Here is a 14,641-nt window from a genome sequence, read left to right as displayed (position 1 = left end):
TGATGACACGCCGGCTGGACAGAACCGTCTTACGATTATATGTCTAGACATATAAGTCAAGCATCCCACACCAGGGGACAGTGGCATGGCAGAGCGCTTCGACCGGATCTGGCACAATGCCCGGCTCGCCACCATGCAGGCTGACCGTCCTGATCTCGGCGAGATCGAACAAGGTGTGATTGCCGCGCGCGGCGGCCGCATCGCCTATGCGGGCGCAGAGGCGGATTTTCCTGCTGGTGCGGACGCGGATGAGCGGATCGATTGCGAAGGACGCTGGATCACGCCCGGCCTCGTCGATTGCCACACTCATCTTGTCTACGGCGGCAATCGCGCGCACGAATTCGAGCTGCGCCTCAAGGGCGCGAGCTACGAGGAAATCGCGCGCGCCGGGGGCGGCATCGTCTCGACGGTGGCCGCGACGCGCAAGGCAAGCGAAGCCGAACTGGTCGCGAGCGCACTGCCGCGGCTCGATGCGCTGATCGGTGAGGGCGCCACCACGGTCGAGATCAAGTCCGGCTATGGCCTCGATACCGAGACCGAGATGCGGCAGCTCGCGGCCGCGCGCAGCATCAGTCGCCAGCGGCCGGTTGCCATCCGAACCTCCTTCCTCGGGGCGCATGCGCTGCCGGTGGAGGCAGACGGCGACAAGGATCGCTACATCGACCTCGTCTGCAAGCAGATGCTGCCGGCTGTTGCAAAGGCCGGCCTCGCTGACGCCGTCGATGCCTTCATGGAGGGCATCGCGTTCTCGGCCGAGCAGACGGCCCGGGTGTTCGAGACAGCACGGGGCCTCGGACTGCCTGTCAAGCTCCATGCCGATCAGCTCTCCAACCTCGGCGGTGCTGCGCTCGCTGCGAAATTCTCGGCATTGTCCGCCGATCACCTCGAGCATACCGACGAAGTCGGCGCCGCCGCGATGGCGAAAGCCGAAACGGTCGCGGTGCTGTTGCCCGGCGCCTTCTACTTCATCCGCGAGACGCAGAAGCCGCCGGTCGAGGCGTTCCGCAAGCATGGCGTGCACATGGCGCTCGCGACCGACTGCAATCCCGGCAGCTCGCCGCTGACCTCGCTGCTGCTGGCGATGAACATGGGCGCGACGCTGTTCCGGATGACGGTCGCCGAATGCCTTGCCGGCGTCACCCGCGAAGGCGCGCGGGCGCTCGGCGTGCTCGACGAGACGGGCACGCTGGAAGCCGGGAAACGGTGCGACCTCGCGATCTGGGATATCGAGCGGCCCGCCGAACTCGTCTATCGCATCGGATTCAATCCGCTGCACCGTCGTGTCTGGAGGGGGCAGTGACGGATCAGGGCGCAGCGATCGTCGTCAAGCCGGGAACGGTCAGTCTCGACGATCTCGCGCGCGTGCTCGCTGGCGCGCCCGTCGTGCTCGATGCCTCGTTCTGGCCGCGCGTCGAGGCAGCTGCGGAGATTGTTGCGAAGGCGGCACAAGCCGACGCTCCCGTCTACGGCATCAACACCGGGTTCGGGAAGCTGGCGTCAAAGCGCATCCCGCCCGACCAGACCGCGCTGCTCCAGCGCAATTTGATCGTGTCGCATTGTTGCGGGATCGGTCCTGCGACGCCCGAGCCGATCGTCCGTCTGATGATGGCACTGAAGATCGTCTCGCTCGGACGCGGCGCCTCCGGCGTGCGCCGCGAGGTGATCGAGCAATTGCAGGCCATGCTGGCACGGGGCGTCACTCCGCTGGTGCCGCAGCAGGGCTCGGTTGGTGCCTCCGGCGATCTCGCTCCGCTCGCGCATATGACAGCGGTGATGATCGGCGAGGGGGAGGCCATCGTTGACGGGACAATCGTATCCGGCAGCGAGGCGCTGGCGGTCGCGGGTCTGGCGCCGCTGACGCTCGGCCCCAAGGAAGGCCTCGCGCTGATCAACGGCACGCAGTTCTCGACGGCCTATGCCGTCTCCGGCGTGCTGCGCGCTTTTGGGCTGGCCCGCGCCGCGCTCGTGACCGGCGCGTTGTCGGTCGATGCGGCGATGGCGTCGACGGCACCGTTCCGCCCGGAAATCCAGGCGCTGCGCGGCCATGCCGGGCAGATCGCCGCAGCCGCGACGCTGACCGCGCTGCTCGACGGTAGCGACATCCGCCTGTCGCATCTCGACGGCGACGAACGCGTGCAGGATCCCTATTGCCTGCGCTGCCAGCCGCAGGTCGCGGGTGCCGCGCTCGACCTGATCACGCATGCGGCACGCACGCTGATCGTCGAGGCCAACGCCGTCACGGACAATCCGCTTGTGCTGGTCGAGACCGGCGAGATCATCTCCGGCGGCAATTTCCATGCGGAGCCCGTGGCGTTCGCTGCCGATGCGATCGCGCTGGCGCTGTCGGAGATCGGTGCGATCAGCGAGCGTCGCATTGCGACGCTGGTCGACCCCGCGCTCAATTTTGGCCTGCCGCCATTTCTCACCCCCGATCCCGGCATCAATTCCGGTTTCATGATCGCCGAGGTGACGGCGGCCGCGCTCTATGCCGAGAACAAGCAGCGCGCGCTCGCCTGCTCGATCGATTCGACGCCGACCAGCGCCAATCAGGAAGACCACGTCTCGATGGCCGCGCATGCGGCGCGGCGCCTCGCCGACATGGCCGACAATCTCGCCGCCATCCTTGGCATCGAGCTTCTGGTCGCCGCCCAAGGCATCACGCTGCGCGCGCCGCATGCGACCAGTGCGCCGCTCGCCGCCGTCATCGCCAGGCTTCGCGAGCAGGTGCCGGCGCTTGGCGCCGATCGCTACATGGCCGGCGATCTCGCCAAGGCCGCCGCGCTGATTGAAGTCGGCGCGCTGCCGGCCGCGGCGATCGCGGCGCTTTCATCCGATCCGTTTCCAAGACTTGACTAAAGAGGTGCCCGCATGAACCGCCGACTGGACAACGACCGCACCATCCGCGCGCCCCGTGGCAGCGAGATCAGCGCCAAGAGCTGGCTGACGGAAGCGCCCCTGCGCATGCTGATGAACAATCTCGACCCTGACGTCGCCGAGCGTCCGAGCGAGCTCGTGGTCTATGGCGGCATCGGCCGCGCCGCGCGCGACTGGGAGAGCTTTGACCGGATCGTTGCGGCCTTGCGCAAGCTGGACGGCGACCAGACGCTGCTGGTGCAGTCCGGCAAGCCGGTCGGGGTGTTCCGCACCCATGCCGACGCCCCGCGCGTGCTGATCGCGAACTCCAACATCGTGCCGCATTGGGCGACGCTCGACCATTTCAACGAGCTCGATCGCAAGGGCCTGATGATGTACGGCCAGATGACGGCGGGGTCCTGGATCTACATCGGCAGCCAGGGCATCGTGCAGGGCACCTACGAGACCTTTGTCGAGGTCGGCCGTCGCCATTATGGCGGCAGCCTCGCCGGCAAGTGGATCCTCACTGCCGGCCTCGGCGGCATGGGCGGCGCGCAGCCGCTGGCCGCGACCATGGCCGGCGCCTCGATGCTCGCGGTCGAGTGCCAGCCGAGCCGCATCGAGATGCGCCTGCGCACCGGCTATCTCGATCGACAGGCTGCGACGCTCGACGAAGCCCTCGCGATCATGGACGAAGCTGCGAAGACGAAGAAGGCGGTCTCGGTCGGCCTGCTCGGCAATGCCGCGGAGATCTTCCCGGAACTGGTGCGCCGCGGCGTCAGGCCCGACATCGTCACCGACCAGACCAGCGCGCATGATCCGATCAACGGATACTTGCCGAAGGGCTGGACGCTCGCCGATTGGGAGGCGACGCGCGCCTCCGATCCGAAGGCCGTGGAGCGCGCCTCAAAGACGTCGATGGTCGAGCATGTGCAAGCCATGCTGGATTTCCATGCGCGGGGCATTCCGACGCTCGACTACGGCAACAACATCCGCCAGATGGCGCAGGACATGGGCCTGAAGAACGCCTTCGACTTCCCCGGCTTCGTGCCCGCTTATATCCGTCCGCTGTTCTGCCGCGGCGTCGGGCCGTTCCGCTGGGCGGCGCTGTCGGGCGATCCCGAGGACATTTTCAAGACCGACGCCAAGGTCAAGGAGCTGATGCCTGACGACAAGCACCTGCACAACTGGCTCGACATGGCGAAGGAGCGCATCAAGTTCCAGGGCTTGCCGGCGCGGATCTGCTGGGTCGGTCTCGGCGATCGTCATCGCCTCGGCCTTGCCTTCAACGAGATGGTGGCGCGCGGCGAGTTGAAGGCGCCGATCGTGATCGGGCGCGATCATCTCGACAGCGGCTCGGTGGCAAGCCCCAACCGCGAGACCGAAGCGATGAAGGACGGATCGGATGCGGTGTCCGATTGGCCCTTGCTGAACGCGCTGCTCAACTGCGCCAGCGGCGCGACCTGGGTCTCGCTGCATCATGGCGGCGGCGTCGGCATCGGCTATTCCCAGCACGCCGGCATGGTGATCGTCGCCGACGGCACGCCCGAGGCTGCGAAGCGGATCGAGCGCGTGCTCTGGAACGACCCCGCCACCGGCGTCATGCGCCACGCCGATGCCGGTTACGAGAGCGCGATCGACTGCGCCCGCGACAAGGGGCTCGATCTGCCGAGTCTTGCGAAGTAGCTAGCCGCTCACCAGGAGTTTCGGCATGGTCGTCTTGGCGCCGTCCATGAAGGTCTGGACGGCGTCGCGGACGATGGCGTCGAGATCGGGCGGGATCGGCGTCTCGTAGATGAACTTGCGGATGGCGAGATAGAAGATGCGGCCGTGCAGGCCCCAGAACAGCTCGGTTTCGCGCTCGCTCAATGCATGTGCCTTCGCGTCGGGCAGCTTCAGCTCAAAGCGCAACTCGGCCGCCGCGGGTTCGATGATCTCGCGGCGGACGATGTCGAGATAGCGGCTGGTGATGCCGAACGACTTCATGCCCGAGAAGACGAAGATCCGGACCCAATTGTACTCGAACACGCGTTCGACATAGTCGAGATAGAACCGCGTGAGCCGCGCTTCGAGTGACAGCGAGCGGTCGCGGATCATCGGGCCCCAATCGGCCGACCAGCGGCTGAGATAGACCTCCTGGTAGACCCGTTCGATCAAGGCTTCCTTGCTCGGGAAGTGGCGATAGATCGCCGAATGCGTGATGCCCATGCGCTTGGCGAGCTCGCGGGTCTGGCCCTCGAAGCCGCGCTCGGCGAAGAAGCGGATGGCTTCCTCCACGATCGCGCGCTCGCGGTCGGGGGCGCGCATGTTGCGACGCTTTGGCGCGGACTTGCTGCCTGTCTCGGTCCGCTTCCGAACCGGTCGCTTTGCCGTTTTCTGCGTCTTTCGGGCCATTTCGTCGCTGAATCGCGGGTGTCAAAGCCTTCATAGCCCAAGGCGCATTTGTGACCAAATGGTCATTTCCTGTTGACCGGCCTCGGGCGCCGTGTCAGGATTTTGAGACCAGATGGTTACAAATCTGGCATCCCGGCTGATGAGCCGATGGATCTCTGAGGAAACGGTAGTGAAGGCGAGGGCTTTCAGCTATTTTCGTGCGACCACGATCGACCAGGCGCTGGATGCTCACGCACGCGCTGGCGATGACGCGCGCTTCATTGCCGGCGGCCAGAGCCTCGTGCCGGCGCTGTCGCTGCGGCTGCAGGCGCCGCGGCTCCTCATCGACATCACCCACATCGACGAGCTCCGTGGCGTCAGGCGCGAAGGCGGCCATTTGCGCATTGGCGCGCTGACGCGCCATTGCGAGATGCTGAGCGAGCCGCTGATTGCCGAGTTTGCGCCGCTCCTCGCAGCGGCGGCGCCCTTCGTCGCGCATCCCGCGATCCGCAACCGAGGCACCTTCGGCGGCAGCGTCGCGCTCGCCGATCCCGCCTCCGAATTCCCGGCGATGACGCTGGCGCTGGATGCCGAGATCGAGATCGCCGGCCCCTCAGGCCGCCGGCGGATCAAGGCCGACGATTTCTTCATCGACCTGTTCGAGACGGCGTTGCAGCCTGGAGAGCTGATCACCGCAATCCACATCCCGCTGTTCAAGGCCGATCAGCGCTTCGCGTTCGACGAACTGGCGCGGCGACGAGGGGATTATGCGCTGGTCGGCTGCGGAATTATGGCGACGTTGACCGGCCGCCGCATCGATGACGTCCGCATCTCCTTTTTCTCGGTCGGCAATACGCCGACCCGTGTGAAGGGCGCCGAGGCGACCTTGATCGGATCGGGTCTCGATGCGGAACGCATCGCGGCCGCGCAGGGCGCGCTCGAAGGCGATCTTGCGCCGCCCGAGAGTGACGAGGTGCCGCCGGCGATGCGGCTGCATCTCGCTCGTGTTCTGCTGGGCCGCCTGCTCGGACGTCTCGGAGAGGACGCATGAACGGCCTCGGCGAAACCCTGCTGGATGAGGCCGACGAGACCGTGCGGGTCCGCCTCATTGTCAACGGCCGCAAGGTGAATTGCGAGGTGGCGCCGCGCGACACGCTGGTCGATTGCCTGCGCGACAAGCTCGAGCTGACGGGCACGCATGCCGGCTGCGAGATGGGCGCCTGCGGTGCCTGCCTGGTTCAGCTCGACGGCCGCGCCGTGCATTCCTGCCTGGTCTTCGCAGTGCAGGCCGATGGCGCCAGGATCGACACCATCGAAGGGCTGTCGGAGCGCGGCGTGATCGCGGACCTGCAGGCTGAATTCCATCGCCGCAACGCGCTGCAATGCGGCTTCTGCACGCCGGGCATGCTGGTCAATGCGCAGGAGCTGCTGTCGCGGGTGGCGCAGCCGAGCCGCGAGGAGATCCGCGACGCGCTGTCGGGGAATTACTGCCGCTGCACCGGCTATGAGGCCATCGTCGATGCCATCGATGCGGTGGCCAAGGAACGCTCGAAGGCGCGCAACGCTGGCGGAGGCGGAGCATGAGCACGCCGCTGACCTCGCTCGATCGCCCGAATTCCTATATCGGCCGTTCCGTGCCGCGGCCCAACGCCAAGCGGCTGCTGGCCGGGCGCGGGCGCTATGTCAGCGATCTCAAGCTGCCGCGCATGCTCCATGCCGCGTTCCTGCGCAGCCCGCATGCGCATGCGAAGATCGTTGCGATCCATGCCGACGAGGCCCGCGCGCTCGAAGGCGTGCATCTCGTCGCCACGGGGACGGATCTCGCCGGGATCTGCGCGCCCTGGACCGGTACGCTCGATCACTTCAAGGGCATGACTTCGGCGCCGCAATTGCCGCTGCCGTTGGATCGGGTGGTCTGGGCCGGGCAGGCCGTGGTTGCCGTCGTGGCCGAGAGCCGGGCGATCGCGGAAGACGCCTTGGAGCTGATCGAGGTCGACTACGCGGACCTTCCCGTCGTCGTCGATATCGACAGCGCGCGCGAAGTCGGCGGTCCGTTGATCAATCCCGGCAGCGCCCATAACACCTGCTTCCGCAGCCAGCTCGACAGCGGCTCCGTGGACGACGCCTTTGCGCATGCGGCTCATGTGGTGGAGGAGGAGTTTTCGTTCGGCCGCCACACCGCGGTGACGCTGGAGCCCCGTGCGATCGTTGCGGATTATGATCCCGCTGCCGGCATGCTGACCGTGCATCACGGCACGCAGACACCGTATCAGTTTCAGGATCTCTATTCGCGGCACTACGGCATCCCTGAAGCCCGTGTCCGCGTGATCGCCAGCGATATCGGCGGCTCCTTCGGGATGAAGCTGCACGTCTATCACGAGGACATGGCGGTGGTCGGTCTCTCGATCCTGCTCGGCCGGCCCGTGAAATACGTTGCCGACCGCATGGAGTCCTTCGTCTCCGACATTCACGCCCGCGACCACCGCGTCCGCGCCCGCATGGCGCTCGACGCCAAGGGCGAGATTTTGGCGATGGACGTTGAGGACCTGACTGCGATCGGGGCGTTCTCGACCTACCCGCGCACCAGCGTGGTCGAGGGCAACCAGGTGATCCGCCTGATCGGCGCGCCCTATCGGTTCAAGAACTATCGGGCCACGCTGGAGGTGATCTTCCAGAACAAGGTACAGACCAGCCAGTACCGCGCCGTCGGTCATCCCATCGCCTGTGCCGTCACGGAGCGGCTGGTGGACATGGCCGCAAGCAAGATCGGCCTCGATCCCTTCGCCATCCGTGGGCAGAACGTGATCCCCGACGATGCCTATCCGCAGACCTCGCCGACCGGCTACCGCTTCGAGGCGCTGTCGCATCAGGCCTGCCTGAAGCGCCTGCATGAGATCATGGACTATGACGGCTTGCGTGCCGAGCAGGCCGCGTTGCGCAAGCGCGGCGTCTACCGCGGCATCGGCATTGCGACCTTCGTCGAGATCACCAATCCCAGTCCGGCATTCTACGGCGTCGGCGGGGCGCGCATCTCCTCGCAGGACGGCGCGATCCTCAGCCTGACGCCGTCGGGCGAGGTGCGCTGCCTGATCTCGGTCACCGAGCAGGGGCAGGGCACCGAAGCGATCATCAGCCAGATCGTGGCCGATCAGCTCGGCATCGCGCAGGAGCGCGTCAAGGTCATCACGGGGGATACCGAGGTGACGCCGCATGGCGGTGCCACCTGGGCCTGCCGCGGCGCCGGCATCGGCGGCGAGACGGCGCTGCAGGCGACGCGCGCGCTCAAGCGCAACATCCTGGAGATCGCAGCGCTGATTTTGCAGGAGCAGCCGTCGGCGCTCGACATCGTCGACGGCGAGGTCGTGGATGCCGTGACGCGCAAGCCGCGCCTGCCGATCGCCGAGATCGCGCGCATCGCCTATTTCCGTTCCGACACGCTGCCGCCGGGCACGCAGGCGCAGCTCACCGTCAGCCACCATTTCGCGCCGCAGGGCTATCCGTTTGCCTTCACCAACGGCATCCAGGGCTGCGCGCTGGAGGTCGATGTCGAGACCGGCCTCGTCAAGCTCCTGAGGCATTTCATCGTCGAGGATTGTGGCCGCGTCATCAACCCGATGTTGGTCGACGAGCAGCTCCGCGGCGGTATCGTGCAGGGCCTGGGCGCGGCGCTGTTCGAGGAATGCCGTTACAGCGACACCGGCCAGCTCATGAACGGCTCGCTCGCCGACTATCTCGTGCCGATGCCGATGGAGATGCCCGACATCGTCATCGCCCATGTCGAGACGCCGACCGCCGACACCGTGCTCGGTGCCAAAGGCGTTGGCGAAGCCGGCACCGCAGCGGCTTCGGCTTGCGTGCTCAACGCCGTCAACGATGCGCTCGCGCCCTTCGATGCGACGATCAATTCGATCCCGATCACGCCCGCCAAAGTCCTGAAAGCCCTGAAGCGTTTCTAGAAAAAAGACAATTGGAGGAAATCATGTCCAAATCCGGCTCAACGTCGAAGATATCCCGCCGCACCGCGCTTGCCGGCCTCTCGGCCGGCGCGGCGCTGCTCGCCATGCCCCGTCTGGGCCGCGCCGCTGACGAGACCATCCGTATCGGCTTTCCGACGCCGCTCACCGGCCCGTTCGCCGCGGAAGCGCGGGATCAGGTCAAATGCGCCGAGCTCGCCGTCAAGCTCGTCAACGACAAGGGCGGCATCGGCGGCCGCAAGGTCGAGCTCCTGGTCCGCGACGACAAGCTCAATGCCGGCGAAGCCGCGACCCGTACGTTGGAGTTGATCGAGAAGGACAAGGTTCACGCCGTGGTCGGCGCGCTCTCCAGCGCCGTTCAGCTCGCGGTCAACGAGGTCACCCGCGCCCGCGGCGTGATCTATGTTTCGATCAGCCAGTCCGACACCATCAACGAGGCCAAGGACTTCAGCAAGTACACCTTCCATGAAGCCCTGAACCCGCACATGACGACGGCGGCGGTGGCGCGGCAGACGCTGAAGAAGGGGATGAAGGTCGCCCATCTCGTCGCGGACTATGCCTACGGCCACGAAATGCTGCGCGGGTTCAAGCGCGCGCAGGCTGCGATCGGCGCGGACAATGTCGGCGAGATCCTGCATCCGTTCGGCGCGGCGGATTACTCCACCTTCATGCCGCGCCTGATGTCGATGCGGCCTGACGTGCTCTGCATCTCCAATTTCGGCCGCGACCAGGCCAATGCGATCAAGCAAGCCGTGGATTTCGGCGTCAAGCAGCAGATGAAGATCGTCGTCCCGGTCATCCTGCACAACCAGCGGCTCGCAGTCGGTCCCGACGTGTTCGAGGGCGTGGTCGGCGGCGCCAATTATTATTGGGGCCTGGAAGCGCAGAGCAAGTCGGCCGCCGCCTTCAACGCCGCGTTCAAGGCTGCCAATGGCGGTGCGATCCCGACCGACTACGGCGCCTACGGCTATTCCGGCGTCGGATCGCTGCTGGCCGCCATGCAGGCCGCCGGCGGCACCGACACCGACAAGGTCGTCGATGCGCTGGAGAAGCTGCAATATGACCTGACCAAGGGCCCGCAGCATTACCGCAAATGCGATCATCAATCGGTGCAGTCGGTGCTGGTGCTGGAGTCCAAGAAGAAGGCGGCGATGGCTGGCGAGAACGATCTGTTCGCCATTCTCGCCAACGACACCGGCTCCGACGACATGCTGCGCAGCTGCAGCGAGCTCGGCCACGCGACCTAAGACCTGTGACGATGGATCTGTCGCTGATCATCATGCAGCTTCTCTCCGGGATCGCCCTTGGGGCGGTCCTGGTGATCACTGCGCTTGGGCTGACGATCGTGTTCGGCATGCTCGGCGTGGTCAATTTCGCCCATGGCGCGCTGTTCATGATCGGCGCCTATGCGGGGCTGTATCTGGCGTCGCTCACCGGAAGCTTCTGGTGGGGGCTGCTGCTTGCGCCCATCTTGATCGGCGCCTTCGGCATGCTGATCGAGTTCGTCCTGATCCGCCGGCTCTATGGACGCTCGATCGACGATCCGCTGCTGCTCACCTTCGGCCTCAGCTACATCCTGGTGGAGGGCGTGCGCATCGTGTTCGGCAGCGACGGCATTCCGTTTCCAACGCCGCCGCAGCTGATCGGCGTGCTCGATCTCGGCATCGGCTTCTTTCCGCGTTACCGGCTGTTCGTCATCGTATTGGTCGCGGTGGTGCTGCTGGCGCTCTGGCTGGCGCTGGAGAAGACGCGCATCGGCCTGATCGTGCGCGCGGGCGCGCGCGATCCCGTCATCATGCAGGTGCTCGGTGTCGATATCGGACGGGTCTGGCTTGCGATCTTCGGGCTCGGTGTCGGGCTGGCCGCGCTCGGCGGCGTGCTCGCGGGGCCGATGCGCAGCGTCAATCCGGAGATGGGCTCGCTCGTGCTCGCGGAAGCGTTTGTGGTGACCGTGATCGGTGGCCTCGGCTCGATCGTCGGGGCGGTCGTCGCGGGCCTGATGGTCGGCATCTCCATCAGCCTGGTGGCGCTGTTTGCCCCCGAAATGGCGACCATCGTGATGTTCGCGCTGATGGCCGTGGTGCTGCTGATCCGCCCGCAAGGCCTGTTCGGCGTGAGAGGGAGGACCGCGTGACGTCACCACCGAGCGGCGAGGTCATCGCCAAGCCTGCGCCGGGAGGGTTCGGCCGGGTTCTCGACCACCGCGTGCTGCTCTCGATTGCCGTGCTGGCGGTGTTGCCCTGGCTGCTGCCGTCCAAGGCGCTGGCCGTCAACGTCCTGATCTACGGCGTCGTGGTGATGGGCTACAATCTCTTGTTCGGCTACACCGGGCTGCTGTCGTTCGGCCAGGCGGCGTTCTTCGGCGCGGGCGCCTATTTCACCGGCATTGCGATCGGCCGCTATGGTGTGCCGTGGTTTGCCGCGGTTGCCATCGCCGTCGGTCTCAGCACCTGCCTTGCGGCCGTGATCGGCGTCATCTCGACGCGCACGCGCGGCATCTATTTCTCCATGGTGACGCTGGCCTTGGCCCAGCTGGTCTATTACGTCGCGCTGCAGGCGGCGTCCTTCACCGGCGGCGAGAACGGCCTGCGCGGCTTCACGGTCGACCGCATCAGCCTGTTCGGCCTGCAGGTCAATTTCCTCGACCCCGTCAACAAATACTACGTGCTGATGGTCCTCGCGGCGCTGGCGATGTGGTTCCAGTCGCGCATCCTGAACTCGCCATTCGGGGCCGTCATCGAGGCGATTCGCGAGAACGAGCAGCGCGCGCGGGCCTGCGGCTATGACGTGGAGCGCAGCAAGCTGGTCGTGTTCATGTTGTCGGGGGCGATCTCCTCGCTCGGCGGCTGCATGCTGGCATTGCATCTGTCGATCGTGCCGCTGGACATCCTGCACTACCAGACCTCCGGCATGATCGTGATGATGGTGCTGCTCGGCGGCGCCCGCAGCTTCTTCGGCCCCTTCGTCGGCGCGGCGAGCTTCCTGATCCTGGAGGACGTCATCTCGCTCTGGACGCCGCATTGGCAGATCTTCGTCGGTGCGATCTTCGTGCTGTTCGTGCTGTTCCTGCCCAAGGGCATCTGGGGCACGCTGCTGGATGTCATCGGCATCGGAAAGGCGCGGCCATGAGCGGCGAGCTGCTTCGCGCCGAAGGGATCGGCAAACGCTTTGGCGGCTTCGTCGCGCTCGAAGGCATCAGCGTGTCGTTCGCGGCCGGCCAGCTCACCTCCATCATCGGGCCGAACGGTGCCGGCAAGAGCACCTTCTTCAACATCCTCTCGGGCGCGCTGACACCGACATCAGGCAAGCTGCATTTCAGGGGACACGAGCTGAACGGCCTGCCGCAGCACCGTTTCGTGCATCAGGGCATCTCGCGCTCCTACCAGATCACGAACATCTTTCCGGACCTGTCCGTGCACGAGAATGTCCGCGTCGCAGCCCAGGCGCTGACCGTGAGCTACGACATCTGGCGGAACCGCGCCCGGCTGACCGAATTGCATGCGCGTGCCGATGCGGCGCTGGATGCGGTCGGACTTCTCGGCAAGCGCAACGAACTGGCAAAGTTCCTGTCGCACGGCCAGCAGCGGGCGCTGGAGATCGCGATCGCGCTGGTCTCCGAGCCGGAATTGCTGCTGCTCGACGAGCCGACCGCCGGCATGGGGCCGGAGGAAACCAAGGACATGGTGGCGCTGCTGGAGCGGCTCGCCGAAAAGCGCACGGTGCTGCTGGTCGAGCACAAGATGAAAATGGTGCTGGGCCTGTCCAAGCGCGTCGTGGTGCTGCATCACGGCCGCCTGCTCGCCGACGGCGCGCCCGACGAGATCAGGAGCAATCCGGAAGTCCGGCGGGTCTATCTCGGACAGAGTGAAGGCTATGGCTGAGACCGCATTGCTCGACATCGAGAACCTCCACGCCTGGTATGGCGCGAGCCACATCCTCCACGGCATTTCGCTGCAGGTGAAGGAGGGAGAGGTGGTCGCCCTGGTCGGCCGCAACGGCGCCGGCAAGACCACGACCTTGCGGGCGATGATGGGCCTGATGCCGAAGGCCGAGGGGCGCGTGCGCTTTGCAGGTAGGGAGCTGTTGCCGCTGCGTGCCCATCAGCGCTTCCACCTTGGCCTCGCTTACGTGCCCGAGGAGCGCCGCATCGTTCCCGGGCTGTCGGTGCGCGAGAACCTCCGGCTCGGCCTCGTCGCCGCCGGCCGCGAAATCGAGGAGCGCGCCGCGATCGAGGAGATCGCCGAGACCTTCCCGCGCCTGAAGGAGCGGCTCGACCAGGAGGGCGTCACGCTCTCGGGTGGCGAGCAGCAGATGCTGGCGATCGCGCGGGCGCTGATTGCAAGACCAAGGATGATCCTGCTCGACGAGCCGTCGGAAGGCATCATGCCGGTGCTCGTCGAGGAGATGGGCGTGCTGTTCCGCCGCCTGCGGAACGAGGGCAAGACGCTGCTGCTGGTCGAGCAGAACGTCGAATGGGCGCTACGCCTGGCAGATCGCGCCGTGATCATCGACCAGGGCGAAGTGGTTCACGAGAGCAGCGCCGCGGCTCTGCTGGCGGATAAGGACATCCAGGAACGCTACTGCGCGGTGTGACCGGCGCATTAGCGTTGCATCGAGAGTTGCGGTTTTCTGTACCGCTGGCGAGCAACGGCAGCACCGGGACGTGCTCCGGGGCAATTAGACGCATGTGAAGTGGTCGAGTTGACAAGTGGAATTGTCATCGCACAGACACAATCTGTAATTGATAAGCAGTCCTGTCCCAAATTTTGCCAATCGGTGTACGGCCCGGCTGAGAATCTCGAGCCGCTTTCAAGAATTTGCCCGCCCTGCCGGGGCGTTGCCCTGTGATGCCGCGAGATCGAGGCAGCGTGGCGCAAAAATCCCTATAGATCAGCTTTTTTTGCTCCGTCCTCGCAGGGGTGTTTTTTGCCAGCTGTTCGTCCCGTGGATGGTCGCGCGCACGTTCGTCGAGAAATCGTGATCTAATCACAGGTTGAACCGTAAAAAAGATACACTTGACCAATTCGCGCAAAGGTTGTCTCTGTGTTGCGGGCCTCCGTGCGACCGCAGACGCCGGTGAGACCGAAGTGTTGCAAAGCGACCGTCACTGCGGGCGTGCACACCCACCATCGAAAAATTTGGACCGGGATTTGGACAGGGAGGAATCTTCTGATGTATCCAGCCTATACGATGATGCCGGGTTGCGGACAGCCTGCCGGCATGCCGCAAGGCGGCGGAACCTCACCGCAGGCCACATTCGGCCCGATCGATTGCAACATTACCGTCTTTACGCTGTGCACGCCGGTCTGCGGTCAGGCGGCCGGGATGCCACAGGGCGGTATGCAGCAGGGCGGCATGCAGCAAGGCGGCGGAATGTCGCCGCAGGCGACGTTCGGTCCGGTGAACTGCAACATCACGGTGTTCACGCTGTGCACGCCGGT

At 65.7% G+C, this 14,641-nt stretch carries 13 protein-coding genes; 12 read left to right on the top strand and 1 reads right to left on the bottom strand.

Features of this window, described 5'->3' with window-relative positions; genetic code table 11:
* Positions 1 to 85: 85 nt before the first annotated feature.
* The 3 genes from hutI to hutU are packed head-to-tail and all read left to right on the top strand — an operon-like array spanning position 86 to position 4,539.
* The gene (gene hutI / locus CO669_RS18120; RefSeq protein WP_097661241.1) at positions 86 to 1,300 is read left to right on the top strand and encodes an imidazolonepropionase; all 1,215 of its coding nucleotides are present in this window, start codon (positions 86 to 88) and stop codon (positions 1,298 to 1,300) included.
* Entirely contained in the window at positions 1,297 to 2,856 is a 1,560-nt protein-coding gene (gene hutH, locus CO669_RS18115) for a histidine ammonia-lyase (protein ID WP_097661240.1), read from the top strand. The genes hutI and hutH overlap by 4 nt, the downstream gene beginning before the upstream one ends.
* A 12-nt stretch (positions 2,857 to 2,868) precedes the next feature.
* Positions 2,869 to 4,539, top strand: coding sequence for a urocanate hydratase (hutU, locus tag CO669_RS18110; RefSeq protein ID WP_097661238.1), 1,671 nt, complete (start codon positions 2,869 to 2,871; stop codon positions 4,537 to 4,539).
* Here the strand turns inward: hutU and CO669_RS18105 are convergent, their stop codons facing one another.
* Complete coding sequence (locus CO669_RS18105; RefSeq protein WP_198964086.1) at positions 4,540 to 5,160, bottom strand: TetR/AcrR family transcriptional regulator; 621 nt, start codon at positions 5,158 to 5,160, stop codon at positions 4,540 to 4,542. It lies immediately after the preceding gene.
* A gap of 256 nt (positions 5,161 to 5,416) precedes the next feature.
* Between CO669_RS18105 and CO669_RS18100 the strand changes: the two genes are divergently transcribed.
* The 9 genes from CO669_RS18100 to CO669_RS18060 form a co-directional block, all read left to right on the top strand.
* Complete coding sequence (locus tag CO669_RS18100; protein ID WP_097661234.1) at positions 5,417 to 6,277, top strand: FAD binding domain-containing protein; 861 nt, start codon at positions 5,417 to 5,419, stop codon at positions 6,275 to 6,277.
* Positions 6,274 to 6,810 carry a (2Fe-2S)-binding protein gene (locus CO669_RS18095; protein ID WP_097661233.1) on the top strand — a complete coding sequence of 179 codons (537 nt, stop codon included), beginning with the start codon at positions 6,274 to 6,276 and terminating at the stop codon, positions 6,808 to 6,810. The genes CO669_RS18100 and CO669_RS18095 overlap by 4 nt, the downstream gene beginning before the upstream one ends.
* Entirely contained in the window at positions 6,807 to 9,182 is a 2,376-nt protein-coding gene (locus CO669_RS18090; protein WP_097661232.1) for a xanthine dehydrogenase family protein molybdopterin-binding subunit, read from the top strand. Before CO669_RS18095 ends, CO669_RS18090 begins: the two co-directional genes overlap by 4 nt.
* A 23-nt stretch (positions 9,183 to 9,205) precedes the next feature.
* A complete protein-coding gene (locus tag CO669_RS18085) occupies positions 9,206 to 10,447 on the top strand; it encodes an ABC transporter substrate-binding protein (protein WP_097661230.1) in 1,242 nt (413 codons plus the stop codon).
* An 11-nt stretch (positions 10,448 to 10,458) separates the two neighbouring features.
* Positions 10,459 to 11,334, top strand: a complete 876-nt coding sequence (locus CO669_RS18080; protein WP_198964085.1) for a branched-chain amino acid ABC transporter permease — start codon at positions 10,459 to 10,461, stop codon at positions 11,332 to 11,334.
* On the top strand, positions 11,331 to 12,329 hold the full coding sequence (locus CO669_RS18075; protein ID WP_097661227.1) for a branched-chain amino acid ABC transporter permease: 999 nt from the start codon (positions 11,331 to 11,333) through the stop codon (positions 12,327 to 12,329). The genes CO669_RS18080 and CO669_RS18075 overlap by 4 nt, the downstream gene beginning before the upstream one ends.
* Entirely contained in the window at positions 12,326 to 13,081 is a 756-nt protein-coding gene (locus CO669_RS18070) for an ABC transporter ATP-binding protein (protein ID WP_097661225.1), read from the top strand. The genes CO669_RS18075 and CO669_RS18070 overlap by 4 nt, the downstream gene beginning before the upstream one ends.
* Positions 13,074 to 13,793: an ABC transporter ATP-binding protein gene (locus tag CO669_RS18065; RefSeq protein ID WP_097661223.1), complete on the top strand. Its 720-nt coding sequence runs from the start codon at positions 13,074 to 13,076 to the stop codon at positions 13,791 to 13,793. The genes CO669_RS18070 and CO669_RS18065 overlap by 8 nt, the downstream gene beginning before the upstream one ends.
* A gap of 579 nt (positions 13,794 to 14,372) precedes the next feature.
* Positions 14,373 to 14,641, top strand: a 269-nt coding sequence (locus tag CO669_RS18060; protein WP_143278685.1) for a hypothetical protein, incomplete at its 3' end; no start/stop codon positions are given.

This window comes from Bradyrhizobium sp. Y36, from assembly GCF_002531575.1.
In the GTDB taxonomy this organism is placed as follows: domain Bacteria; phylum Pseudomonadota; class Alphaproteobacteria; order Rhizobiales; family Xanthobacteraceae; genus Bradyrhizobium.
Note: the sequence above shows the minus strand (reverse complement) of the source record. Positions and strands in the feature narration are given on the sequence as shown.

What these genes read in the sequence shown, in the direction of transcription:
- hutI (WP_097661241.1), top strand. Translation starts at nt 86, where the DNA reads ATGGCAGAGCGCTTCGACCGGATCTGGCACAATGCCCGGCTCGCCACC.
- hutU (WP_097661238.1), top strand. Translation starts at nt 2,869, where the DNA reads ATGAACCGCCGACTGGACAACGACCGCACCATCCGCGCGCCCCGTGGC.
- CO669_RS18105 (WP_198964086.1), bottom strand. Translation starts at nt 5,160, where the DNA reads ATGCGCGCCCCCGACCGCGAGCGCGCGATCGTGGAGGAAGCCATCCGC.
- CO669_RS18095 (WP_097661233.1), top strand. Translation starts at nt 6,274, where the DNA reads ATGAACGGCCTCGGCGAAACCCTGCTGGATGAGGCCGACGAGACCGTG.
- CO669_RS18090 (WP_097661232.1), top strand. Translation starts at nt 6,807, where the DNA reads ATGAGCACGCCGCTGACCTCGCTCGATCGCCCGAATTCCTATATCGGC.
- CO669_RS18085 (WP_097661230.1), top strand. Translation starts at nt 9,206, where the DNA reads ATGTCCAAATCCGGCTCAACGTCGAAGATATCCCGCCGCACCGCGCTT.
- CO669_RS18080 (WP_198964085.1), top strand. Translation starts at nt 10,459, where the DNA reads ATGGATCTGTCGCTGATCATCATGCAGCTTCTCTCCGGGATCGCCCTT.
- CO669_RS18070 (WP_097661225.1), top strand. Translation starts at nt 12,326, where the DNA reads ATGAGCGGCGAGCTGCTTCGCGCCGAAGGGATCGGCAAACGCTTTGGC.
- CO669_RS18065 (WP_097661223.1), top strand. Translation starts at nt 13,074, where the DNA reads ATGGCTGAGACCGCATTGCTCGACATCGAGAACCTCCACGCCTGGTAT.